The organism is Nitrosomonas cryotolerans ATCC 49181 (assembly GCF_900143275.1).
Lineage (GTDB): Bacteria > Pseudomonadota > Gammaproteobacteria > Burkholderiales > Nitrosomonadaceae > Nitrosomonas > Nitrosomonas cryotolerans.
In genome coordinates, this window is sequence record NZ_FSRO01000001.1 from 1,836,935 (window position 1) to 1,860,859 (window position 23,925).

The 23,925-nt window shown below is 42.2% G+C and carries 18 protein-coding genes, 1 tRNA gene and 1 pseudogene; 15 read left to right on the forward strand and 5 right to left on the reverse strand.

What is annotated here, in order from left to right; all coding sequences use genetic code 11:
- The first annotated feature begins 223 nt into the window (after window positions 1–223).
- Window positions 224–2,494 (forward strand): hypothetical protein, encoded by a 2,271-nt coding sequence (locus BUQ89_RS08200; protein WP_028462124.1) that lies wholly within the window; start codon window positions 224–226, stop codon window positions 2,492–2,494.
- A gap of 187 nt (window positions 2,495–2,681) precedes the next feature.
- On the opposite strand, the gene BUQ89_RS08205 is transcribed toward BUQ89_RS08200, so the two are convergent.
- Window positions 2,682–3,281, reverse strand: a complete 600-nt coding sequence (locus tag BUQ89_RS08205; RefSeq protein WP_028462125.1) for a calcium-binding protein — start codon at window positions 3,279–3,281, stop codon at window positions 2,682–2,684.
- A gap of 481 nt (window positions 3,282–3,762) precedes the next feature.
- Here BUQ89_RS08205 and BUQ89_RS08210 point away from each other — a divergent pair, with 481 nt between their 5' ends.
- Together BUQ89_RS08210 and BUQ89_RS08215 are read left to right on the forward strand one after the other, a co-directional pair.
- A complete protein-coding gene (locus BUQ89_RS08210) occupies window positions 3,763–5,331 on the forward strand; it encodes an FAD synthase family protein (RefSeq protein ID WP_028462126.1) in 1,569 nt (522 codons plus the stop codon).
- A 336-nt stretch (window positions 5,332–5,667) separates the two neighbouring features.
- A complete protein-coding gene (locus tag BUQ89_RS08215; protein ID WP_028462127.1) occupies window positions 5,668–6,177 on the forward strand; it encodes a DUF1269 domain-containing protein in 510 nt (169 codons plus the stop codon).
- A gap of 132 nt (window positions 6,178–6,309) precedes the next feature.
- On the opposite strand, the gene tnpA is transcribed toward BUQ89_RS08215, so the two are convergent.
- On the reverse strand, window positions 6,310–6,726 hold the full coding sequence (gene tnpA / locus BUQ89_RS08220) for an IS200/IS605 family transposase (protein ID WP_074202569.1): 417 nt from the start codon (window positions 6,724–6,726) through the stop codon (window positions 6,310–6,312).
- 30 nt (window positions 6,727–6,756) lie between these two features.
- Between tnpA and BUQ89_RS08225 the strand changes: the two genes are divergently transcribed.
- From BUQ89_RS08225 to BUQ89_RS08235, 3 genes are all read left to right on the forward strand, one after another.
- The gene (locus BUQ89_RS08225; protein WP_074202570.1) at window positions 6,757–7,989 is read left to right on the forward strand and encodes an RNA-guided endonuclease InsQ/TnpB family protein; all 1,233 of its coding nucleotides are present in this window, start codon (window positions 6,757–6,759) and stop codon (window positions 7,987–7,989) included.
- Between the two features lie 817 nt (window positions 7,990–8,806).
- On the forward strand, window positions 8,807–10,036 hold the full coding sequence (locus BUQ89_RS08230; protein ID WP_028461681.1) for an aspartate kinase: 1,230 nt from the start codon (window positions 8,807–8,809) through the stop codon (window positions 10,034–10,036).
- A gap of 76 nt (window positions 10,037–10,112) precedes the next feature.
- A tRNA-Ser gene (locus tag BUQ89_RS08235) sits at window positions 10,113–10,205 on the forward strand.
- A gap of 644 nt (window positions 10,206–10,849) precedes the next feature.
- On the opposite strand, the pseudogene BUQ89_RS08240 reads toward BUQ89_RS08235, so the two are convergent.
- Window positions 10,850–11,689: pseudogene (locus BUQ89_RS08240) on the reverse strand (IS5 family transposase); the annotation flags it as partial.
- Between the two features lie 329 nt (window positions 11,690–12,018).
- On the opposite strand from BUQ89_RS08240, the gene ettA reads away from it, so the two are divergent.
- On the forward strand, window positions 12,019–13,683 hold the full coding sequence (gene ettA, locus BUQ89_RS08245; RefSeq protein WP_028461682.1) for an energy-dependent translational throttle protein EttA: 1,665 nt from the start codon (window positions 12,019–12,021) through the stop codon (window positions 13,681–13,683).
- 127 nt (window positions 13,684–13,810) lie between these two features.
- Window positions 13,811–14,509, forward strand: a complete 699-nt coding sequence (locus BUQ89_RS08250) for an SDR family oxidoreductase (RefSeq protein WP_028461683.1) — start codon at window positions 13,811–13,813, stop codon at window positions 14,507–14,509.
- 630 nt (window positions 14,510–15,139) lie between these two features.
- Here the strand turns inward: BUQ89_RS08250 and BUQ89_RS08255 are convergent.
- Both BUQ89_RS08255 and BUQ89_RS08260 read right to left on the reverse strand, forming a co-directional pair.
- The gene (locus BUQ89_RS08255; RefSeq protein ID WP_028461684.1) at window positions 15,140–16,648 is read right to left on the reverse strand and encodes a YifB family Mg chelatase-like AAA ATPase; all 1,509 of its coding nucleotides are present in this window, start codon (window positions 16,646–16,648) and stop codon (window positions 15,140–15,142) included.
- Between the two features lie 99 nt (window positions 16,649–16,747).
- Window positions 16,748–17,041, reverse strand: a complete 294-nt coding sequence (locus tag BUQ89_RS08260) for an accessory factor UbiK family protein (RefSeq protein WP_028461685.1) — start codon at window positions 17,039–17,041, stop codon at window positions 16,748–16,750.
- Between the two features lie 278 nt (window positions 17,042–17,319).
- On the opposite strand from BUQ89_RS08260, the gene BUQ89_RS08265 reads away from it, so the two are divergent.
- From BUQ89_RS08265 to asd, 7 genes are all read left to right on the forward strand, one after another.
- A complete protein-coding gene (locus tag BUQ89_RS08265; protein WP_028461686.1) occupies window positions 17,320–18,333 on the forward strand; it encodes an aminoglycoside phosphotransferase family protein in 1,014 nt (337 codons plus the stop codon).
- A gap of 19 nt (window positions 18,334–18,352) precedes the next feature.
- Window positions 18,353–19,054 carry an N-acetylmuramate alpha-1-phosphate uridylyltransferase MurU gene (murU, locus tag BUQ89_RS08270; protein ID WP_028461687.1) on the forward strand — a complete coding sequence of 234 codons (702 nt, stop codon included), beginning with the start codon at window positions 18,353–18,355 and terminating at the stop codon, window positions 19,052–19,054.
- Between the two features lie 292 nt (window positions 19,055–19,346).
- Window positions 19,347–20,747: a 3-isopropylmalate dehydratase large subunit gene (leuC, locus tag BUQ89_RS08275; RefSeq protein ID WP_028461688.1), complete on the forward strand. Its 1,401-nt coding sequence runs from the start codon at window positions 19,347–19,349 to the stop codon at window positions 20,745–20,747.
- 35 nt (window positions 20,748–20,782) lie between these two features.
- Complete coding sequence (locus BUQ89_RS08280; RefSeq protein WP_143071249.1) at window positions 20,783–20,911, forward strand: entericidin A/B family lipoprotein; 129 nt, start codon at window positions 20,783–20,785, stop codon at window positions 20,909–20,911.
- 6 nt (window positions 20,912–20,917) lie between these two features.
- On the forward strand, window positions 20,918–21,556 hold the full coding sequence (leuD, locus tag BUQ89_RS08285; RefSeq protein ID WP_028461689.1) for a 3-isopropylmalate dehydratase small subunit: 639 nt from the start codon (window positions 20,918–20,920) through the stop codon (window positions 21,554–21,556).
- A gap of 30 nt (window positions 21,557–21,586) precedes the next feature.
- Window positions 21,587–22,648 carry a 3-isopropylmalate dehydrogenase gene (leuB, locus tag BUQ89_RS08290; RefSeq protein ID WP_028461690.1) on the forward strand — a complete coding sequence of 354 codons (1,062 nt, stop codon included), beginning with the start codon at window positions 21,587–21,589 and terminating at the stop codon, window positions 22,646–22,648.
- Window positions 22,649–22,787: 139 nt separating this feature from the next.
- Window positions 22,788–23,900, forward strand: coding sequence for an aspartate-semialdehyde dehydrogenase (gene asd / locus BUQ89_RS08295; RefSeq protein ID WP_028461691.1), 1,113 nt, complete (start codon window positions 22,788–22,790; stop codon window positions 23,898–23,900).
- Window positions 23,901–23,925 lie beyond the last annotated feature (25 nt).

Sequence of the window (23,925 nt, forward strand, 5' to 3'; positions counted from 1 at the left end):
TTTTCATTTTTCGACAGGCCCAATCTATTTTTGAAAGATTTTCTGTTGTAAGTTAAAGATAAAGTTTTTTCATGTAATTTTGTTGTTAGAAGAGGCGGGCATGCGTTTAATTATAGTTTTAATGCTATCATTGCTCGCATAATAATGATAATGATTATCATTAATGCTATTGTTATTCTTATTATTCAAGAAAAATTATTTATATTTATAAAAGGAGATCTGAATGCCATATCTTTCCAGATACTTGATGTCTCTGGCCAGTGTCTTGATACTGTTTGGTGGACTTGTAGTGCTGATCAGCGAAAGCACGGCGGTCCATGCTGCTGCTTTAAAGACAACTTCCGCTGAAGATGTGATTGAACCTGCTGTTTCTGCTTTTCAGGAAATTGGTGTATTGCGCAAAGAGAATCCAATTAATGCTGATGCGATTGCTACAAAGTATGCGGGTGCATTGCAGGCGTTAACAAAACAGGCAGATATCCAGCTTGTGTCAAATATGGATAGTGATGTTTTGGCCGCGATTGATGATATCAGGAATGATAATGAGCCGAAATTAGCTGCCCAGATTATTGATAAGACACTACAGCGTGTTTTTTTTCAGACCATACTTGAACGTATTACATCAGTACGTGATAGTTTCGATAGTCAGGCTACGGCAGAATTAGGTCTTAAATGGGATGAGGCAACGGCTGCGTTTGAGGCTGTTAGAGGTACTGCAAGTCGGGAAAATAAGATAATCTCTGCAGACAGGCAGTCTATTGAGACAGGAGATAATCCAGGTCTCGATATTCAGATAACAGATGCATTGGCGCGAGGCAAGGCGGCGTTAAACAAGGAAAATGCAGCGGAGGATAAAATTACCGTTGGCATTGAGCGCCAGATTATTCGTCTTTCGCTGGCCAGAGCCTATTATATTGGAGTGTTGAGGGAAGTAGATGGACTGATAGATAAGAGAGAAAGAAACCTGGAAGGTGCGTTAATTAATCAAAAAGAAGGTGAGTTTTTTTATCGTATCATAGAAGGATTTATTGCGACTGATAATCCCACAGGTAATGTTTTAATAAAATCACAATTGACAGGAAATGTATCTAATGTCATTGCTGATGAGGTTGTTAGTGAACTAAGCAAAGGATTCGTAGGTCGTGTCAAAGGTGAGCTGAATGCAAACGAATCCAGCATTGGTAACGATCGTGAACGAGCCATGATTGTAGCAGAAGAAGCGTGGCTATATTCAAATGTGTTTATTCCTGATCTTGAGCTGCGTCTGGGTTCTACAGTACGTAATGATTTGGGTGCGGCACTGAATAAGTTGAGAGACGCTAGTAGTGAAGAAGACACGACTAAGGCTGGTGAGGCACGCCAGGTAATCACGGCTATTTTAGGAGACTATGAGAATAGTTTGGTGTTGGCAGACTATAAGAAAACAAATAGCACTGATTTTATTGATGCTGCTGTATCCGCTTTTCAAGCAATTGGGGTATTGCGGAGAGAAGCTCCTATTAATGCAGATGGGATTGCTGCGGAATATACGGGTGAATTACAACAATTAACGCAGTTAGTTGATGAAGTATTTGCGTTAACATTAAATAACGATATCGTTGTTGCTATTGACGCCATTAAAAATGGAAACCAGGAAAAACTTGCGGCACAGGTGATTGATAAAACCTTGCAGCGTGTATTTGCCTTAGCAGTCTATAACCGGGTTACGCTGGTAAGAGATACTTTTGACAGCACGGCTACTGAGGTTCTTGGGCTTGAATGGGATCAGGCGTATGCTGCATTCGGCGCTATTAAAGGCACTGCGGCCAGGGAAGATAGGATTTTGTCTGCAGATAGACAATCAATTGAGACTGGTAGTAATCCTGGTCTTGACAGCATTATTACTCTGGCGTTTATTCGTGGGCAGCACGCGTTAAGTAAAAATAATGTAACCGAAGATAAAATAATGGTTGCGGTTGAAAGCGAGGTTATTGTTTCTTCGCTTATCAGAGCTTTCTTTATTGGTGTATTGAGAGAAATTGACGGCGTTATAGATAAAAGAGAAAGGGATCTCGAAGGGGCGTTGATTAACCAGAAAGAGGGTGAATTCTTTTATCGTATCGTAGAAGCTTTCATTTCACGTGATAATTCTTTAGGTAACGATATAATCAAAGCTCAATTGACAGGGGACGTGACGCATGTCGTAGCAGATCAGGTGATCAGCGAGATCAGCAGAGGTGTTATTGGTTATCTGAGTGATAGTTTGGATAATAATGAATTAACCGTGGGCGTTGATCGAGGTCAGGCAATGGTTTCTGCTGAACAGGCATCGCTTTATGCCGGAATAGTCATTTCTGATCTTGAAATGCGTCTGGGCGCATTGCAACGGATAAAGCTGGATAATGCATTGCAGGACTTAAAAGAAGCCAGTGGTGCAGATGATGTATCTAAGGCCAATAGGGCCAAACAGATAATTACGGCGATCTTTACAGATTACTGGAATAATTTGTTGTAGATGAAATGGGGTTTCGCCAAGCCGGCAGAATGGCGAAGCCCCACTTTATCTTCTTTTGTTACGATATTTGAGGATAGCTACTTGAAATACTCGACTACTCTAATTTGAAATATTACCATCTTAGCTAAAAGTGTAGACTTATTAGCTAGGATTTGGCTTGTGCTTATTTAAAGAAAATCAGTAATGTTTAGAGAGTAAAAATAACCATATCAGCCGTAATATCATTCAGATTAATGCCGATTAGATCGATGGATGCATCTGGACCAAATCCGACTGTTACACCATCGTCTCTCTGATCAATACTGGTAATTAACTGCACGAGCTGGTCGAGATTGTTAATGCCGGTTTTTTCTGAATCGAAAAACAAGCGATCTTCACCAATCGTAAAGTCTTGAACCTCGAAATGTCCCAATGCATAAAAACCGAAGATATCATTGCCGGTTCCTCCTTGCAGAATATCATGACCATGGCCGGCGCGCAGAATGTCGTTACCGGCATCGCCAAACAGTTTGTCGGTTCCTTCTTGACCGTCAAGATCATCATCACCCGGGCCGCCACCTAATGTGTCGTTTCCAGCTCCACCAGTTATAATATCGTTTCCACTTTCCCCCTCTATTTTGTCATGACCGATTCCTCCTGTAAGAATATTATCAGTTTCATCACCAATGATAAGTAAATCGTCTTCACCAAAACCACCAGAGCCAAATCCCACAAATTCTTCACCATCAATTATTTGAATGAGTCCGGATGAACCGATATTAGGACGAGACGTTATAGTTACTGCCATGTATTGCCTCCACACAGGTTGAATGCTACTTCATTTTTAAGATTACCCATTTTCTCATGCTTATTTATTTTATAATCAAATGCAAATAATAATGAGAGTCGTTCTCGATAATATCAAAAAACGAATGAGATATACAATGTAATGTCTTTTCTATGATAGCTGAGTCCTGAAGATTGCAAGCGAGGCAAGACTGGATGCGATGATTTAAGATATCAAGTAAATATGAACGGTTAGTCCCGATTATGAATAGATGCCCTCGACAAGACTGTAATGTGTAACTTGAAACACAGGTAATAAAGAAGCGAGATGAAAAACTGCACGATTATCCTATAGCTGTTGGATTGGAAGTGCAAATACTGCTTTAAAAATAGGCTGGTATCCCAGTATGTTAAAAAATGTTGCACGAGTATTTAATTAATATAAAAATTTTGATTCATGATTTTTGCATGATGGTTATTTTTAAATCATCATAATCTTGGCTATGACAAAGAAACTCGAGGAATTATTACAGCAAGCGAGAAATCTGATCAGCACAGGTAGTTGGGATGAGGCCACTAATTTATTAAATTTATTAAAGAAGGAATATCCACTATCGCCTCTCGTTGCAAGATTGTGGTGCTCACTTGCAAGCCGAACAGGGCGAGTGGCTGATGTACCGGTGTATGCGGCCAAGATCTATGTACATGTACAAGATGACGTGCATAAAGCCCGTTGGGCATTAATAATGGGAATAGCAAACTTTACTTTATTAAATTTGGCCACGGCTCAAGCCAATTTTTCTTGCGCATTGGAACATCTCATTGGACTAATTAAAGCCGGTAAAGTACCCAAAAAGCGGGAACAGTCGAAAGCACGATCTAATGTTGTCAATATATTTGCTTCTGGAGCAGCGGAACAGCTGTTATGGAAGACTTGTGCAGAGTTGGCGTCACTCAGGATTCAAGCATTTCCGTTTGCAGGAACGTTGTTGGGAATTGTGCGCAACGGCCGCTTATTAGATTTTGACAAGGATCTGGATATTGGTGTATGGGTTGAGTCGTTAGACACTTGCTGTGATGCGTTAGAAAAAATGGGTTGGTCCAGGATAACGACGGGGATTACGTATAGTAATTACCGTGACTATGTGCATTCAGAAATAGGCGTTACATTGGATGTATGTGGATTGCAACAGAGTAATGAGACACGGATAGTAGGCGGGTTTATGCTGCCCAATCGTCCCGCAGCATATCAGCGGGTTTCTGTGTACCCTGTTTTTAATCTGATCCAGCGCGAAACTGCATTTGGAAATGTATGGTTTCCACAACAGCCTGAAAAAATTCTAACGGCATTTTATGGTGATTGGCGAACACCGAATCCATACTGGGATTCGGTGATATCGGCACCTAATCTCGAACATTATACTTTACTCGTTCAATGCTACGCATATAGCCGTCTTGTACAGCACTGGTTATCGGGAGATCTTGCAAAGGCATGGTGTTATGCCCAGCAAATCGGCTTGAAGGATCCGGATGATGTGTTAATACTGCGTAGCCGTCAATGGTTAGAAAAGACAATGTCACAATTAAATCAGGAGATACCCGCTTGGCCGCAGAATCGACGGAGGCGTCGTATATATACACGCATGGTAGCGGATTTATTTCATGAAGGGCATGTTAATTTCTTGCGTGCTGCGCGCGCATTGGGCGAACATTTGACTGTTTGTATCGTGCCAGATGAGCATGTACGGAAGAATAAAGGAAAGTGCCCGGTAATGCGACAGGCAGAACGCATGGCACTTGTTTCGGCCTGTAGGTACGTTGATATGGTCATTGCGGATAGCCCATTAAATACGACTGTGGAGTTTATGCAGACGCATGATTTTGATTTATACGTGTTCGCTTGTGCCTCTGAAAATGAGCGTGTAGAAAAATATAAGCGATGCGCGCTACTACCATCACATATGGTTCATGAGATTGACTATACCCCCGGTATTTCAACCTCTGATCTCGTGATACGCATTTTGAATGGTGCCGGTATTCCAGATGCAGATCTGATACCGCCTGTGAGCTAGAAATATACTTTTTGTATGCTGAGTAACAGAGATGTGCCGTAGATGAAATGATAGCAGCGTTGTGGATAGTGAAATATTATTCGAATTTAACAAATAAGGGATATGCTTATTTACTTGTTCGTAGCTAAAACTCTATTATATTTTAGTGGATGATGGGTAAATGGTTATATTAGTGAACTGTATTTAAAGAAATTTAATCTGTATGCCACTTTTCTATTTCGAATAGGACTCAGCTAAAAAATACTCGTTTTGAGATGGCGAAGCGGGTGACTTGAGAATAAAAGGTGAGCATTTTGTTAATGTGATACTCAACCTGTTAGATGGAGGAGATTCATCATGCGACGAATTTATTTTCTGGCTCCAGATATTGCGATTACTAAACAAATTGTTGATGAACTGCTTATGGCGCGCATTGAAGAGCGACGTATTCACGTAATTGCCAAACGTGGTACACCACTAGAAAACTTACCTGAGGCCAACCTTTTGCAGAAAAGCGATTTTATTCCGGCAGTAGAGCAAGGCCTAGCAATAGGTGGGTCAACTGGAATATTAGCAGGATTGGTTGCAGTTGTTTTGCCACCCGCTTCAACGGTAATTGCAGGCGGTGTTTTATTGGCAACCACGCTTGCAGGTGCAGGTGTAGGTGCGTGGGTAAGCGGTATGGTAGGGATGACTGTTGGTAATAGACGGATTAAACAATTTGAGGAAGCAATTGAAGCCGGTCAGTTCCTGGTATTGGTTGATGTGTCGTCTGAGCGAATCGATGAAATAGAAAAATGCGTGAGACAACATTTACCTAAGGTGGAAATTGAAGGTACAGAGCCAAAGGTACCGGCGTTTCCCTGAGCTAAAAATTGTAGAGTAACCATTCCATTTTCCGAATTTCGAGCAGGATGATTATTGTGTTAGTTTTTTATCAAATAGCGCGTAAAACTTCGTCCTTCAGGGCGGAGATATAAGCGCACAGGCGAAGCTTGTTTAATGCGGTCTTTGCTGTTGTTCAATATATTGCTTAATAATCGAGAGTGGTGCTCCACCACAACTACCCGCAAAATAGCTTGGACTCCAAAGCATATTACCCCAAAGCTTATTTTTAATTTCGGGATAATTCTTTTTGCGAATAAGTCGGCTTGAAACGCCTTTCAAACTATTTACCAAGTTAGAAATAGCAATTTTTGGTGGATAGTTAACTAAAAGGTGAATATGATCATGCTCACCGTTAAATTCCACCAATTCTGCTTCAAAATCCAAACACACGTTTTTAAATATTTCTTCCAAATCAATTAATACCCTTCCGGAGAAAACATCTCTACGGTATTTTGTTACAAAGACCAAATGAACATGAAGATTAAAAACACAATTTCTTCCTGTTCTTACATCGCTATTAGCTTGCATAGACCAATTCCTTTTTGTGTAATTATAACTATGAAGCAGATTATACGCAAAGCCTTTAAATTTCGACTCAATCCAAATTCTGACCAAGTACAGAAGATGGTTGAGTTTGCGGGTGTTAATCGGTTTGTTTGGAATAAAGCCTTAGCAATGAATCTGTTCAGATTAGAGCAGAAACAGCCATTGCTTTGGTACAACGAGTTGTCATTTTGGCTAAAGCTATGGAAATCCTCAGAAGATTATGGATTTCTAAAAACCGTTCATTCTCAACCGTTGCAACAAGCCTTAAAAAACTTAGAAAAAGCGTTCAAAGACGGTTTTTATAAAAAACAGCCTTTAAAACGGATTCCAAAATTCAAGAAAAAAGGTTTGAGTGACAGCTTTCGTTATCCACAAGGATTTAAGCTGGAGCAAGAGTCTAACAAAGTGTTCTTGCCTAAAATCGGTTGGGTGAAATATCGTAATTCACGCCAAGTCATTGGTGACGTTAAAAATATGACGATTTCCCGTAAAGGCGGTTATTGGTACGTGTCGATTCAGACTGAGTACGAGACCGAGCTAAAGCGTCATAGCTCAACCAGTATGATTGGTGTTGATATGGGCGTTACCCGCTTTGCAACCTTGTCAGACGGCTCATACGTAGAACCTTTAAACAGTTTCAGAAAGTTATCAAAGAAACTGGCTTTTGAACAGCGTAAGCTGTCTAAAAAAGCCCGTTTCTCTGCTAACTGGAAAAAGCAGAAACAAATCATTACCCGACTGCATGAGCGTATTGCCAATGCTCGTTTAGACTTCTTACACAAAACCTCAACCGAAATCAGCAAAAATCACGCAATGGTCGTAGTTGAGAATTTAAAGATAGGAAACATGTCTAAGAGTGCCAAGGGCAGTGTTGAAAAGCATGGTAAAAACGTCAAAGCGAAATCGGGTCTAAACAAATCCATTCTTGACCAAGGATGGGGAATGTTCGTTTCGTTCTTGGAGTATAAACAGGCTTGTTCAGGCGGGGATGTATTGAAGGTAAACCCTCAATACACCTCTCAAACCTGCCCTAGATGTCAACATGTTAGTCGTGACAATCGCAAAAGCCAAAGTGCTTTTGAATGTACAGAATGTGGATTTAAAGCCAATGCCGACTTGGTAGGTGCCTTGAATGTACTTGAGCGAGGACATCGCTTGTTAGCCTGTGGAGTTGAAACGTTAGTTTCGTCTAAGAAGCAGGAACCAGTAGGCAGTAGCAATATAAACCTACTCTTAACGGCTTAATAAGTCGCTAGGAATCCCCTTCGTTTAGGAAGGGGAGGATGTCAAGGCTAATGAATATAGCTGTGCTTTTGGATATAAGCTGGCATCGGATTTCGAGTAATGATATTTCTATTGTTTTGTCAAAATTTTCGAAAAGCCTCAATTTTCGAGCTAGGTAGGTGAAGGTTTTGGTTTTTCGTGGTGGATGTTTTTACATTAAATAGCACGGTCTCACCGTGTGCATGAATTATAAAACGTTAAATGAGCTTATAGGTTTCAGTTTTATCCAACCAAAGAACAGGTCGTGATATTTGTGAATAAGGGTGGTTACACGCGTTCTACTTTTACTACCTATAGTCATCGTTATGCCCGCATGCGGCAAGGGTAGAAGAAAATCGACTAACTATTACGGCACGATTAACTTATTGATTGGAATATGGATAAAAGGGTAGCCTGTATGCTTGGTCAATGCAATGAGACCTTTGCAAAAGCCCTCACCATAAGTTTTTTACTGTTGATTATAAAAGGATTAATTTTTCAACTATAGGGGTTTTGCAAAGGCCTCGCAATATCTAACACGCCAGTTCTTATGTCACTTGCAAGAATACTCTATCATTTTTTCAACAGATGCCAGGATTGTCGCACCTAACCCGTTCGGTGAGAAAGAAATTAAGCTCACGAGAGGCCGCCGCGGCGAATAGTAAAGATTTTGCCCGGAATGTAAAACGATCCATAATCGTGATATTAAAAATGTGGATTAGTGTTCTTTTTCAGAAAAGTGTAGAATTGCCATTTTTCCTAATTAGCACCTGTCATTTAAAGGTGATATTGACAAACTGTGGCATTTTACGTTCAAAAATATGGGGGTACATCGGTCGGTAGTACCGAGCGTATCAAAAATGTTGCCCGTAGGGTAGCCAAATTTCACGCTCAGGGTCATCAGATCGTGGTAGTGGTCTCTGCTATGAGTGGTGAGACAAATCGTCTTATTGCTTTAGCTAAAGAGGTTCAGACTCATCCTGATCCACGCGAGCTGGATATGATGATTTCTACTGGTGAGCAAGTTTCCATCGCATTATTATCCATGGCATTAATGGAGCTGAATGTAAAAGCTAAAAGTTACACCGGAGCTCAAGTAAAGATACTGACTGACAATTCATATACAAGAGCGCGAATACTGGATATTGATAAGAATAAGATCAGCATTGATCTGAATGCGGGGTATGTTGTTGTAGTTGCCGGCTTTCAGGGGATAGATGGAACAGATAGTATTACTACGCTGGGACGAGGTGGTTCTGACACAACTGGCGTTGCACTTGCAGCTGCACTGAGAGCCGATGAGTGTCAGATTTATACTGATGTAGATGGTATTTATACGACTGATCCGCGTGTTGTGCCTGAAGCCAAACGTTTAAGAACGATTACCTTTGAAGAAATGCTTGAGATGGCTAGCCTGGGTTCAAAAGTTTTGCAGCTACGGTCGGTTGAGTTTGCCGGTAAATATAAAGTAAAGTTGAGAGTATTATCTAGCTTTGAGGATGAGGGGGAAGGCACCCTGATTACTTATGAGGAAAATGGGGATATGGAGCAAGCTGTAATTTCAGGCATCGCATTCAGTCGTGATGAAGCTAAGATAACTGTATTGGGTGTGCCAGATCATCCGGGTATTGCCTATCAAATCCTGGGTCCGGTAGCGGATGCTAATATTGATGTGGACATGATCATTCAGAATGTGGGTTTTGATGGCTTGACGGATTTTTCATTTACAGTTCATCGTGGCGAATTTGCTAATACAATGAATATCCTGAGAGAAAAAATTCAGCCTCATATTGGCGCGCGCGATGTGGTTGGTGGAGATAGAATCGCCAAGGTGTCTGTAGTGGGGGTGGGTATGCGCTCACATGCTGGAATTGCGAGTAAAATGTTTCGTGTTCTAGCGGAAGAGGGCATTAATATTCAGATGATTGGAACTTCTGAAATTAAGGTTTCAGTAGTTGTGGATGAGAAATACATGGAACTTGCTGTGAGAGTATTACATAAGGCATTTGATCTGGATCAAATCCTTTAGCATCTGGCTAAAGCTTACAACAAAATTTGACCGGAATGCTGTAACCCGTTATCCTTCCGTATTCTGTATCGTATCTGGAGAGATGGCCGAGTGGTCGAAGGCGCTCCCCTGCTAAGGGAGTATAGGCTCAAAAAGCTTATCGAGGGTTCGAATCCCTCTCTCTCCGCCACAGATACATCAATAGACACTTGGCAGAACCAACAAAATCCGCATGAATAATAAGGTTATCGGGTTTTTTGTTATCTGTAATCAATTATGTGAAACGCGAGTAACTATAATGATGGCTCAATAGTTTCTCATAATTATGGTTATGAAGTTCACAGATTCTGTTATCAAAGAAGCAGAAAAACCCAAAGAAAACTCCTGTCATTTCTTGATGATTAAGGGCTTGCATTGTATGTTTAGCTATTAATCAGATTAACTCTGTAATTAATGGCTTTAACTTTTTTACCAAATTAACGTAACCAATGGAGACTTTTGCAAAAGCCCTCGCCAGAAATTTTCTACTATTGATTATAAGAGATTAATTTTTCAACTATTGGGGTTTTGCAAAAGTCTTCAATGGTAAATCAGTGCTGGTTGCAATCTAGGGATTTGCAGATCTGAGATCTTTGCAAAACTCAGTTTTTAAAATAAAATCCACAAGTACGGTCGTTACTTTGAATAATTGATGTGTTTTAGCCGATCTTAATTATAAAAATTGCGGAATAAGCGACTTATTATCCTATTTACCGTTTAAAAAGCACACGTTTCCTGCGTTACTAAATTTTGTACAAATAATTTGGGTAGTCTTTTCAAGTTATATGCCATAGCCTACAGAATATGCCAAGCATGCGCTTTGGCCAAACCTCGGTAACGTAGGAATTTACTTCCAAACCAACGCGTCTGACTACCAAAGGTACGTTCCACGACATACCGGACTTTGGTGATCAAGCGATTGCGTTGTAATTGTCGTTGAGTCAACGGTTTGTTCTTCACCGCCTTATCCTGAATGCCATTTTTGATGCCGCGTGATTTCAAAGCCTCACGATGCTTCTGGCTACAATAGGCCTTGTCGCCATACACTCGGGAACCTGGTTTAATTGCGGCCTTATCGAGTAATTTAAGCATAGGCTGGCTGTCATGTTGATTGGCAGCAGTGGTCTCAACCACCATCACCAAACCATTGTCATCAACCAACGTGTGTTGTTTATAACCAAACATAGATTTACCACCTTTCCTTACCCAACGAGCATCTGTATCTACACCGGGTTGATTGACTACGATGACTCGCATGGTCGCTTGGGCAGAGGATTCATCATCTCGCCCTTCGTGGTCGTTGACCACTTCATAGGGCGGCTTAGTCTTCGGTTTACGTGGGCTATGTGTGATGCTGGCATCAATGTGACAGCCTGTTTTGACAGTGACATCAAGTGCATGGACTTGCTGATTGATTTGTTCCAACAGATTATCCCAGGCTTTAGCAGCTGTTAAGCGTGTTCTGAAACGAGACAGCACTGAATGATCGGGAACATCGTCTTCCAGAGACAAGCCTAGAAAGCGCATGACGTACAGATTGGCATTAGCCATATCTTCAACTGCCTCGTCACTGAGGCCGCCATGCCAGATACCAACCAACAGCATTTTAAACAAGAGCAATCCTGGATAGGCTGGGCGACCCGTAACATCAGTTGCAGGCGCATAATGCTAACCAATCGCTTTTTCGATGGATACCCAGTCAATCAGGTGATCAATTTGATTCAGAAAGTTTCCTTTGCGGGTGCGACGCACGACATCAAAATCTGAGAAGCTCACAATACACATTTATCCTATTGATTAAAAGCAGTATTTTACCACAAAGAACGGTCAAATATACCATCTACCGTGCAAAGGTCTCATACCTATCATTAGAGTACTATCATTGTCGAGAAAGCTACGTTACACTTTCCATTCATATAACCTGCAAGCGTATTGTTAGTTTTCTATCTATAAAGATTAAATCAATGGCCCAATATGTAATGTCCATGCTCCGTGTGAGCAAGATCGTTCCTCCCAAGCGTCAAATTATTAAGGATATTTCCATCAGTTTTTTTCCGGGCGCGAAGATTGGCCTATTAGGACTGAATGGTTCTGGTAAATCCACCGTGCTCAAAATCATGGCAAATGTGGATAAGGAATACGATGGTGAGGTACAGCGTCAACCCCATATCCGCATTGGTTATTTGCCACAGGAACCACAACTGAATCTCGATCATACAGTGCGTCAGGAAGTAGAAGAAAGTTTGGGTGAAATGATAGAGGCGCAGAAAAAATTGGATGAGGTGTATGCGGCCTATGCCGAAGAAGGAGCGGACTTCGACATGCTCGCTACTGAGCAAGCGCGCCTGGAGGCAATTCTGGTTGCTGCGGGCAGTGATACTGGACATCAGATGGAGATTGCTGCTGATGCATTGCGATTGCCACCATGGGATGCAATGATTAAACATCTTTCGGGAGGTGAAAAGCGTCGTGTTGCGTTATGCAAGCTATTGCTCGAGAAACCGGACATGTTGCTGCTGGATGAGCCAACCAACCATCTTGATGCCGAATCAGTAGAATGGCTGGAGCAATTTCTGGTGCGCTTTACTGGAACCGTGGTGGCAGTGACTCATGATCGTTACTTTCTCGATAATGCCGCCGAATGGATACTCGAACTCGATCGCGGGCATGGTATTCCATGGAAAGGCAACTACTCGAGCTGGCTAGAACAGAAGGAAATGCGGCTGGAGCAAGAAAATAAACAGATTGATGCGCACATGAAATCGATGAAACGGGAGCTGGAATGGGTGCGGCAAAATTCGAAGGGGCGACAGGCAAAATCTAAGGCGCGTCTTGCCCGTTTTGAAGAGCTCAATTCACAGGACTATCAGAAGCGCAACGAAACGCATGAAATCTTCATACCTGTCGGCGAACGACTGGGTAATGAAGTGATTGAGTTTGAGAATGTTTTCAAGGCTTATGGTGATCGCTTATTGATCGATAATTTGAGCTTTAAGGTGCCGCCGGGTGCGATTGTCGGCATTATTGGTCCGAACGGAGCGGGTAAATCCACGTTATTTAGGATGATTACCGGCAAGGAGAAACCGGATTCTGGCAATGTTACGATTGGTGCAACGGTAAAGATCGCACATGTTGATCAGGCACGTGATGCACTGGAAGACAATAAAACTGTGTTTGATGCTATTTCCGGTGGTAACGATATTTTAACTGTGGGCAGATATGAAATCCCGGCACGCGCCTATCTTGGTCGCTTCAATTTTAAAGGTGGCGACCAACAAAAAAATGTAGGACATCTTTCCGGCGGAGAACGTGGCCGCTTACATCTGGCCCAGACACTCATTTCCGGCGGCAACGTATTGTTATTGGATGAGCCATCCAATGATCTCGACGTAGAGACGCTGCGCGCGTTAGAAGATGCGTTACTCGAGTTTGCTGGCTGCGTACTGGTAATTTCGCACGATCGCTGGTTCCTCGATCGCATCGCTACTCATATCCTTGCTGCAGAAGGTGAATCACAGTGGACATTTTTTAATGGGAACTATAGGGAATATGAGACAGACAAGCGCCGTCGTTTGGGTGAAGAAGGCGCAAAACCGAAGCGGATTCGGTATAAACCCATTACCCGATAGTAGAGAGCGTAGGAAATATCGAGTAAAGGATAAAAGGCCAGTGATCCTGATTAAACATTTGATATGGTGTTTTAACTAGTAATAGTTTCCCAAATGAATGAGTTTAAGAGCTGTCGGGAGAAATGATATGAGAACTGTTTTAATTACAGGCGCTAATCGAGGGATTGGATTGGAGTTTGTACGGCAATATGCCGTTGATGGTTGGCGTGTCTTAGCTTGCAGCCGTCATCCGGCGGCATCGGATGCTCTGAATAATCTGGCGGTGCAATACGCCGATTTGATTGCGGTATATGCACTTGATGTTGAAAAACCGGAACAAATCGAAAATTTGTCACAAATGTTATCGAATGAAGTGATTGATTTACTAATTAATAATGCAGGTATTTATCCATCAGAACGGGTCAATGATTTTGGCAGAACAGATTATGAGGCATGGGTAAGGGCATTTCAAGTGAATACCATGGCGCCACTCAAAATAGCTGAATCGTTGATTATGCAGGTGGCCAGAAGTAATTTGAAAATGATCGTCACTCTTACCAGTAAAATGGGAAGCATAGCTGATAATCACCGAGGCGGCAGTTATGTTTATCGATCTAGTAAAGCAGCTGTAAATATCGTCATGAAAAGTATGGCCATTGATCTGAAGCCAACCGGTATTACTGCCGTTTTATTACATCCAGGCTGGGTGAGGACTGATATGGGAGGCCCCAATGGGCTTATTTCCGTAGAACAGAGCGTAACAGGAATGCGTGATGTAATTAGCCATCTGACTCTCGCCGATTCTGGGAAATTTTATGCGTTTGATGGTCAGACTATTCCGTGGTAATGAAAGAAACTGAGGTTGGAAAGACCATATAGAAAAAATGTGATTGCATATTGTTTATGCCGATAGACATTATATTCGGCAGGTGGGTGTCTTTTGAAATTGTTGTTTAACGTGGGTATGATTTTCATGCCAATAAAATAGCAACGGGGTGGGTTTATGATTACGAATAAGCGAATTGTTCTGGATATCATGTTGATCCAGACTTCCTGCGAGATCTATATTGGATTAACGGAATTTTAGAAGAGATGGTAGCCAGAGTGCCTGAAAATTTTTTATGTCTTAGTTTTTTATGACGATAAATAGATTGGTTTCTGTCGTGTTGTGACGGATTAGGCTATATTCACTTATTTTGTTGGTGTTTCTGTAGTGGAATCATTTCGTGGGCATAGCTTAGGAAAATAGCTGGCTTTTGTATTGTGCTGGCACTTCGGATTTTCAAGGCCTGCGGCCTTGGATGTAGGTAATTTTGGGTGCGTCTGGATTATATGAAAGACATGATGTGATTTCATTGGAAAACCCGGCATGGTTCATGTAAATTGCTAGATTAAAATCTCTATCAGGATTAAGAGTAACTGATCATTTTTATATGGGGTCAATTCTGTGAAGAGGCTAATTAGAATTTATGGTTGGTTAATTTCTATCTAGTTTTCGGTATTGAATTGCTTCGGCGATATGATGACTGCTGATTTTATTACTACCGGTCAGATCTGCTATAGTTCTAGCCACTTTTAAAATACGATGATAAGCGCGCGCTGAAAAATTTAAGCGTGTCATCGCTTGTTCGAGCAGGTTTGCTCCCTGTGTGTCAGGTATACAGTATTGGTCGATATGCTTCACGGTTAATAGACTGTTTGCTTTACCTTGCCGTGCTAATTGTTGTTGATATGCTTTTTCAACCCGCTGTCGTATAGCGTTACTTTTTTCTCCAGATATTTGGTGTAACAAATCTTTATGGGATAGAGCGGGTACTTCAATTTGAATATCGATACGGTCAAGTAAAGGTCCCGAAATTTTTCCACGGTAGCGTGCCACTTGATCGGGACTGCAATGACAATAGCCATTGTAATGTCCAAGATATCCGCAAGGGCAAGGATTCATGGCTGCAAGTAATTGAAATTGAGCTGGAAACTCTGCTTGGCGCGCGGCACGAGAAATGGTGATATATCCAGATTCAAGTGGTTCTCGTAAGACTTCCAGCACTTTGCGGTCAAATTCTGGCAATTCATCAAGAAATAGTACGCCATGCATAGCCAGCGAAATTTCACCAGGACGTGGATTGCTGCCCCCACCAACCAATGCTACACCAGAAGCTGTATGGTGTGGTGAACGATAAGGTCGGCGTTTCCAATTGGCAATATTAAAGTTGCCCTGGCTCAGAGATTGTATTGCAGCTGTTTTCAGTGCTTCTTCTTCGCTCATTGATGGAAGAATACCTGGAAAACGTGCCGCAAGCATGGATTTCCCCGTGCCGGGGGGACCTATCATCAGTACACTATGATTACCTGCAGCCGCAATTTCCAATGCACGTTTAGCCTGTATCTGACCTTTAACTTCTGCCATATCTGGATAGGGTGATGAATCACTTTCAATATCGCTGTCTGGTGAGCGGGCATAAATTTGCAGCGGCGAGTGGCCTGTCAAGTGAGCGCATATCTGTAATAGTGATTTGGCAGGATAAACAATTGCTTCTTTAACTAAAGCGGCTTCCGCAGCATTTTGTTGTGGCAGTACAAAGCTGCGGCCTGAGGAGGAAGCGCCATAAGTCATCGCCAGGGCGCCTCTTATTGGGCGTAATTCACCGGTCAGGGCCAGCTCTCCTGCCCATTCATATTGATCGAGTTTGTCCGCGGGAATTTGTCCGGTTGCAGCAAGAATTCCCAGTGCGATCGGTAGATCAAAGCGACCACTTTCTTTAGGTAGATCAGCGGGCGCAAGATTAATAGTGATACGTTGAGCAGGAATTTTAAACTGTGCATTTTGTAGCGCGGCTCTGACACGGTCCTTGCTTTCTTTTACTTCTGTTTCTGCTAATCCGACAATCGTGAAACTCGGCAGGCCATTGGCAATATGTGTTTCCACCGTAACCAATGGTGCTTGCATACCTGAGAGTGCACGGCTATATAAGACGGCAAGCGGCATGTGAAGAGATCTTTTTCGTGACGTGCTTGTTATTGATCCATGAACGAATGCATGCCAAGATGATGTCGCGAGCAATTCTCATATTTAGCATTGTTATATCTATAGATCCTTGATCTGATCGGTCTGTGTTGTCGTCATACCGGTTTCCGGGGTCGTTAATTCTATCTGACTTTCCAGTGCGGCTACTTTTATTTCCAGTGCGATCAATTTTTCTCTTGTGCGTTGCAGAACTTGCTGTTGCACGTCAAATTCTTCTCGTGTTACCAAATCTAATCGCGTAAATACGCTCATCAGCATCACTCGGAAGTTCTTTTCAATGTCTTTTGCTGGGCTGTGTTCCAATATTTCGCTGACTTTCGTGTTGATCTCATCTAATATATTTTTGTTAAGCATATTTCTATTCTCCATGATCTTTGGTTTATTGCTCATCTGATAAGGTATGGCTGCGATGTGTTAAAATCTCATACTTCTAGTGATTAGGCAATCAGTGCAATTATTTTAGAGGTCATATAATAAGTAAGAATAAATGAGCTGATATCTTCTTTTATTTCTGTTTATTATGATAGCTGGTTTTTTTATTGCTAGAGGAGAATCACTGGCTGTAAATAGCTCTTTCATATTTCAGTATTTCATAAGATTTTTTCAATTTATTGAATCATCGGGTTATCCTTATGCGACGCTTGCAGCTTTTAAAGAATTGGGTCGAAACGCAATTTCCCAATCAATCTTATATCGTGCAGCCGGCTTCTTCTGATGCTAGCTTTCGCCGCTATTTTCGCATTCTCTTTAATAATATAAACGACAAACCACTGATTGTGATGGATGCGCCGCCGCAATATGAGAATTGTACGCCTTTTCTGTCTGTTGCCCATTTATTTTCAGAGGCAAAAGTACATGTTCCTGCCATACTGGCAGAAAATCTTGAACAGGGATTTCTAGTGCTCTCTGATCTTGGAAATATGACGTATTTACAAGCATTGCATGACGGCAATCATGATGCGAGCGATCTGTATTTCGATGCAATCGATGCCTTGATAAAGATCCAGTTGGCGAGTCGTGCGGGCGTGTTGCCAGATTATGATAAAGCGTTATTATATAAGGAATTGAATGTTTTTTCAGAATGGTTCATAGCCAAGCATCTGCAGATAAATTTAACTTCGAGTCAGAAAGGCGTGTTGGATTTAACCTTTGCTCGCATTTTGCAGCAAGTTCTATCTCAACCTAAAGTATTTGTGCATCGTGACTATCACTCACGTAATCTGATGGTGGCATCTCCCAATCCGGGTATTATCGATTTTCAGGATGCGGTATATGGTCCGATTACGTATGATCTTGTGTCGCTATTTAAGGATGCTTACATTCGTTGGGATGAGGAACGTATTTTAGACTGGACGATTCGCTATTGGGAAAAAGCCAGAAAGGTTGGATTGCCTGTAGCATCTGATTTTGCCGATTTTTATCGTGATTTGGAATGGGTGGGTGTGCAGCGTCACCTTAAAGTGCTGGGTATATTTGCACGTTTGTACCATCGCGATGGAAAGAATGTTTATCTAAAAAATATGCCATTGGTAATGGAATATTTACGCAAAACTTGTGAGCGTTATCGAGAGTTGCATGCACTACTAAATCTACTGGATGAGCTTGACGGCATTGAAGCAGATACCAAAGTTGGCTACACCTTCTAATTTATTACCGTTTAAAGTGATGATTCTGGCTGCTGGCCGCGGTGAGCGTATGCGCCCGTTGACCGACTTGCTACCTAAACCGCTATTACGGGTGGGGAATCAGTCATTGATCGAATATCATCTGAAAAATCTTGCGCGTGCGGGTTTTGTGAAAATTGTGATCAATCATGCCTATCTTGGTGAAATGATCGAATCCGCATTAGGAGATGGTGAGCGCTATGGTGTAAATATTCATTATTCGCCTGAATCGTTGGTACTGGAAACAGCAGGAGGTATTGCGAATGCATTGCCCTTATTAACAGATGGGTGGATAAATCAGCCTTTTTTAACAATAAATGCTGATATTTACTGTGACTTGGATTTTGCTAAGCTTGTGCCAGTACTGCAGTACATGCAATCAAATCCTGAGAAGTATCTAGCCCATCTAGTCCTGGTAGATAATCCCGGCCATCATGTGGAGGGTGACTTTGCTTTGGACAGCGACTCGGGCCAAATTCTGCTGGCAGGGAGAAGAAAGCTTACTTTCAGTGGTATTGGTGTCTATCAACCCTGGTTTTTTAATAATGTTAAGCCCAATATGGCTGTTAAACTTGCGCCGTTATTACGTGAAGCAATTGAAATGAAAAAAATTAGTGGCGAATATTTTAATGACATGTGGTTTGATGTAGGTACACCAGAGCGTCTGAGTCAACTTGACGCACAGCTGATTAGCCAGCTGTGATTGATATCTTACATAGAGATATGTTCGAAGTTTAGGCTAAGTCTTGATGGTAAATGAACTGTCCCCTTTTTTTTCCGCAGATTTGTTCTTGTTTGATTGAGTCGGATAGGTCGCACTATTTTAATTAGTAAGTGTGCCGGTGTAATAAGGAAAATGAATTTCTCCGCATGCCTATTTGTCTAGCATTCATCTGATAATATGGGTGATTTTCCGACATTACAAGGATCTTGACCTGTTTCTTGCGGTCACTTTGTGTGATAATTCTATGTTCTCTAAAATCTTATCTCTCAAGATGAAAACGCTATACGACAAACTCTGGCAACAGCACGTAGTACATACTGAATCTGGCGGCATGACGCTATTATATATTGATCGCCACCTGGTACATGAAGTTACCAGTCCACAGGCATTTGAAAGCTTAAAGCTGGCCGGTCGCAAACCTTGGCGGGTGAATTCGATCTTGGCAGTGGCTGATCATAATGTACCAACTACGGATCGCAGTCATGGAATCAGTGATCCCATTTCACGTTTACAAGTCGATACGCTGGATCAGAACTGTGACGAGCTCGGTATCACTGAATTTAAAATGAATGATTTGCGCCAGGGGATTGTGCATGTAGTTGGGCCTGAGCAGGGTGCAACTCTACCGGGCATGACAGTTGTGTGTGGTGACTCACATACCAGCACTCATGGTGCATTTGGTTGTCTTGCTTTTGGTATTGGTACCTCGGAGGTGGAGCATGTACTGGCGACGCAGTGCCTGCTTATGAAGAAGGCTAAGACGATGCAGATTCTGGTGGAAGGTAAACTGGGCCTTGGTATTACGGCCAAAGATATTGCATTGGCTATTATCGGTAAAATCGGTACTGCGGGTGGTACCGGTTATGCAATTGAATTTGCGGGCAGTGCGATACGTGCTCTTTCTATGGAAAGTCGCATGACGCTTTGTAATATGGCAATTGAAGCGGGCGCGCGCGCTGGTATGATTGCGGTAGATGATACAACGATTAATTATATTGAGGGGCGACCTTTCGCGCCGAAAAATGATGCATGGAAAAAAGCGGTTGATTATTGGCGTACTCTGAAAAGTGATTCAGCTGCCATTTTTGATCAGACTGTGACGTTAGATGCGGCGCAGATTAAACCACAGGTAACCTGGGGAACTTCACCAGAAATGGTGGTTACAGTTGATGAAGCTGTACCTGATCCTGCTCAGATAACTGATAAGGTTAAACGGCATGATATCGAACAGGCGCTGAAATACATGGGGTTAGAAGCCGATACACCGATAAATAAAATTTTCTTGGATAAAATATTTATTGGTTCCTGCACTAACTCACGTATTGAAGATTTACGTGCTGCGGCTCAGGTCGTTAAGGGAAAACATATTGCTTCGACAATTAAGCTGGCAATGGTTGTGCCTGGTTCTGGCTTGGTAAAAAAACAGGCCGAACAGGAGGGCATTGACAAGATTTTCCAGGCAGCTGGATTTGAATGGCGTGAGCCAGGATGTTCTATGTGTCTTGCAATGAATGAAGATCGTCTAGCTCCGGGAGAACGTTGCGCTTCAACATCTAATCGTAATTTTGAAGGTAGACAAGGGTCTGGCGGCCGGACCCATTTAGTGAGCCCGGCTATGGCTGCTGCAGCTGCGATAGCCGGACATTTTGTTGATGTAAGAGAGGTCAATTAGTTTTAAGAAGATAATGTGCTTTTTTAAGGAAAATTATGATGAGAATATTATCACTGATAGTAACGATCGTTACTGTGTCGTATCTATCTGCCTGTAATACGATGGCTGGACTTGGCAAGGATGTGCAGAAAGGCGGTAAAGCAATTGAACGATCGGCCGAGTAGCGGCTGATGGAAAAATTTCATACTGTTGAAGGGCTTGTAGTGCCACTGGATCGTGCCAATGTTGATACTGATGCGATTATTCCAAAACAATTTCTGAAGTCCATTAAACGTTCAGGTTTTGGTCAGCATCTATTCGATGGATGGCGCTACCTGGACCATGGCGAACCGGGCATGGATGCGTCTCAACGCAGCTTGAATCCCGATTTTATTCTTAATCAGCCACGCTATCAGGGTGCGCAGATATTGCTTGCGCGTGCTAATTTTGGCTGTGGATCGAGTCGCGAGCATGCGCCTTGGTCACTCCAGGATTATGGTTTTCGTGTCATTATTGCACCTAGCTTTGCTGATATTTTTTTCAATAACTGCTTTAAGATAGGTCTGCTGCCTATTGTATTGGACACTGAAATTCTGAATCAATTATTTAGTGAAGTGCAAGTAACCGATGGATATTGTTTGACAGTCGATCTAGCAGCCCAAATGATTACGACGCCTGATAATATGACCTTTACTTTTGACGTCGATTCTTTCCGCAAGCATTGTTTGCTGAATGGTCTGGATGAGATCGGTTTGACTTTGCAGTCTGCAGATAAAATCAGGCAATTTGAGCAGAAAAGGCGAATAGAGCAGCCCTGGTTATTTATGTAAAGCAAACTTTATTGGTTAAATATACGTTTTATGAAAATTGCTGTTTTGGCAGGTGATGGGATTGGTCCAGAAATTATAGCGCAGGCTGTACGCGTACTAACAGTATTACAGCGTGACGGATTGAAATTCGAATTAGAGCCAGGTTTACTGGGTGGGTGTGCAGTTGATGCAACAGGTGAACCATTTCCAGAGGTGACGCGTAAGCTGGTTACAGAGGCTGATGCTGTATTGCTGGGTGCTGTAGGTGGGCCACGGTATGATATGTTGCCTCGACAGCAACGTCCCGAGCAGGGTTTGCTGAGTATACGTAAAACGCTGGGTTTGTTTGCTAATTTGCGTCCTGCAATATTATATCCTGAATTAGCTGGTGCTTCGACTTTGAAACCTGAGGTAGTGTCTGGTTTAGATATCATGATTGTACGCGAGCTCACCGGTGATATCTATTTTGGTGGTCCGCGGGGTATTGAACAACGTGATGGGCAACGTGTCGGTTTTAATACGATGATCTATAGCGAGGCCGAAATTCGTAGAATTGCGCATGTTGCTTTTCAAATTGCACGCAAAAGAAGTCATAAATTATGCTCCGTTGATAAAATGAATGTGCTGGAATGCACTCAGTTATGGCGTGATGTTGTGACTGAAACATCAAAAGAATACCCGGATGTAATACTGTCACATATGCTCGTTGATAATGCCGCTATGCAGCTGATACGAGATCCCAAACAATTTGATGTCATAGTGACCGGCAACATGTTTGGAGATATTTTGTCGGACGAAGCTTCTATGCTGACAGGTTCTATCGGGATGTTGCCTTCTGCTTCACTTGATGAAAACAATAAAGGGCTATACGAACCCATACATGGCTCAGCACCTGATATCGCGGATAAGAACATGGCGAACCCACTGGCAACAATCCTGTCGGTTGCAATGATGCTACGTTATACTTTTAATCAGGAAGATTCTGCACAACGTATTGAAAATTCAGTAAAAAAAGTATTATCCCAAAACTATCGTACAAGTGATATTGGCAGCTCAGGAATGAATATGGTGGGTACAGTGGAAATGGGTGATGCAATATTAGCGAGTTTATAGCGCATCGACATTATTCAATAATAATCGAATGATGTCGATAACATCTTAATTATTGATGTTGTGTGTTTTTATTCGCGTTTACATGCGATTACAAATTTTTTAGCAGTATCTTAACTAACTATTAAATTAGAGATCATTAATGAAACAGGTAGGTTTTGTAGGTTGGCGAGGAATGGTTGGTTCCGTGTTGATGCAGCGCATGCGGGAGGAAGAAGATTTTTCATCGATAGAGCCCATATTTTTTACAACCTCTCAGATAGGCGGAAAAGGTCCTGATATTGGCAAGGAAATACCATTACTTAAAGATGCCTATGATATCGCGCAATTAAAGCGATTGGATGTCATTATCTCTTGTCAAGGCGGCGCTTACACTACAAAAATTTTTGGTCAATTACGCCGGTCTGGTTGGCAAGGATACTGGATTGATGCAGCGTCAACCTTACGCATGGAAGATGATTCCATCATTATACTTGATCCAGTTAATATGCCTGTTATTAAGCAGGGTGTACATAATGGTATCAAAAATTATATTGGTGGTAATTGCACTGTCAGTCTGATGTTAATGGCGGTAGGTGGCTTGCTTGAAGAAGACATGGTGGAATGGATGAGTGCCACAACGTACCAAGCGGCATCTGGTGCAGGGGCACAAAATATGCGTGAATTGTTGCAGCAAATGGGTGAAGCGCATCGAGCAGCTAAGGATTTGTTGGATGATCCTGCTTCAAGCATACTGGATATTGATCGAAAAGTAGCGGGAGCACTGCGTAATAAGGCATTTCCGGTAGAAAATTTCGGTGTACCACTGGCGGGGAGCTTAATTCCCTGGATAGATAAGCATATTGGAAATGGGCAGAGTCGTGAAGAGTGGAAAGGACAGGCTGAAACAAATAAGATTATTGGCCATCGTGACCAGCCAATTCCTGTAGATGGTATATGTGTCAGAGTAGGTGCCATGCGTTGCCATAGTCAGGCTTTAACAATTAAATTAAAACAAGATGTGCCATTAGATGAAATTGAAGATGTAATTGTTCAATCCAACAGGTGGGTGAGTGTCGTGCCTAATGAACGAGAGCTTACGACAGAAAAATTAACGCCTACCGCAGTTACGGGAACATTATCGATACCAGTAGGACGGATACGAAAATTGGCTATGGGGAAGGAATATTTGTCCGTATTCACGGTTGGAGATCAGCTGCTTTGGGGCGCTGCAGAACCACTACGAAGGATGTTACGTATTTTAATAGAAGAGTAACGCTTAATCTGGGGTTAATGACTTA

Excerpts from the sequence above, each read along its gene's own strand:
- BUQ89_RS08200 (WP_028462124.1), top strand. The coding sequence starts at position 224 with ATGCCATATCTTTCCAGATACTTGATGTCTCTGGCCAGTGTCTTGATA.
- BUQ89_RS08205 (WP_028462125.1), bottom strand. The coding sequence starts at position 3,281 with ATGGCAGTAACTATAACGTCTCGTCCTAATATCGGTTCATCCGGACTC.
- BUQ89_RS08210 (WP_028462126.1), top strand. The coding sequence starts at position 3,763 with ATGACAAAGAAACTCGAGGAATTATTACAGCAAGCGAGAAATCTGATC.
- BUQ89_RS08215 (WP_028462127.1), top strand. The coding sequence starts at position 5,668 with ATGCGACGAATTTATTTTCTGGCTCCAGATATTGCGATTACTAAACAA.
- tnpA (WP_074202569.1), bottom strand. The coding sequence starts at position 6,726 with ATGCAAGCTAATAGCGATGTAAGAACAGGAAGAAATTGTGTTTTTAAT.
- BUQ89_RS08225 (WP_074202570.1), top strand. The coding sequence starts at position 6,757 with ATGAAGCAGATTATACGCAAAGCCTTTAAATTTCGACTCAATCCAAAT.
- ettA (WP_028461682.1), top strand. The coding sequence starts at position 12,019 with ATGGCCCAATATGTAATGTCCATGCTCCGTGTGAGCAAGATCGTTCCT.
- BUQ89_RS08250 (WP_028461683.1), top strand. The coding sequence starts at position 13,811 with ATGAGAACTGTTTTAATTACAGGCGCTAATCGAGGGATTGGATTGGAG.
- BUQ89_RS08255 (WP_028461684.1), bottom strand. The coding sequence starts at position 16,648 with ATGCCGCTTGCCGTCTTATATAGCCGTGCACTCTCAGGTATGCAAGCA.
- BUQ89_RS08260 (WP_028461685.1), bottom strand. The coding sequence starts at position 17,041 with ATGCTTAACAAAAATATATTAGATGAGATCAACACGAAAGTCAGCGAA.
- BUQ89_RS08265 (WP_028461686.1), top strand. The coding sequence starts at position 17,320 with ATGCGACGCTTGCAGCTTTTAAAGAATTGGGTCGAAACGCAATTTCCC.
- murU (WP_028461687.1), top strand. The coding sequence starts at position 18,353 with ATGATTCTGGCTGCTGGCCGCGGTGAGCGTATGCGCCCGTTGACCGAC.
- leuC (WP_028461688.1), top strand. The coding sequence starts at position 19,347 with ATGAAAACGCTATACGACAAACTCTGGCAACAGCACGTAGTACATACT.
- BUQ89_RS08280 (WP_143071249.1), top strand. The coding sequence starts at position 20,783 with ATGATGAGAATATTATCACTGATAGTAACGATCGTTACTGTGTCGTAT.
- leuD (WP_028461689.1), top strand. The coding sequence starts at position 20,918 with ATGGAAAAATTTCATACTGTTGAAGGGCTTGTAGTGCCACTGGATCGT.
- leuB (WP_028461690.1), top strand. The coding sequence starts at position 21,587 with ATGAAAATTGCTGTTTTGGCAGGTGATGGGATTGGTCCAGAAATTATA.
- asd (WP_028461691.1), top strand. The coding sequence starts at position 22,788 with ATGAAACAGGTAGGTTTTGTAGGTTGGCGAGGAATGGTTGGTTCCGTG.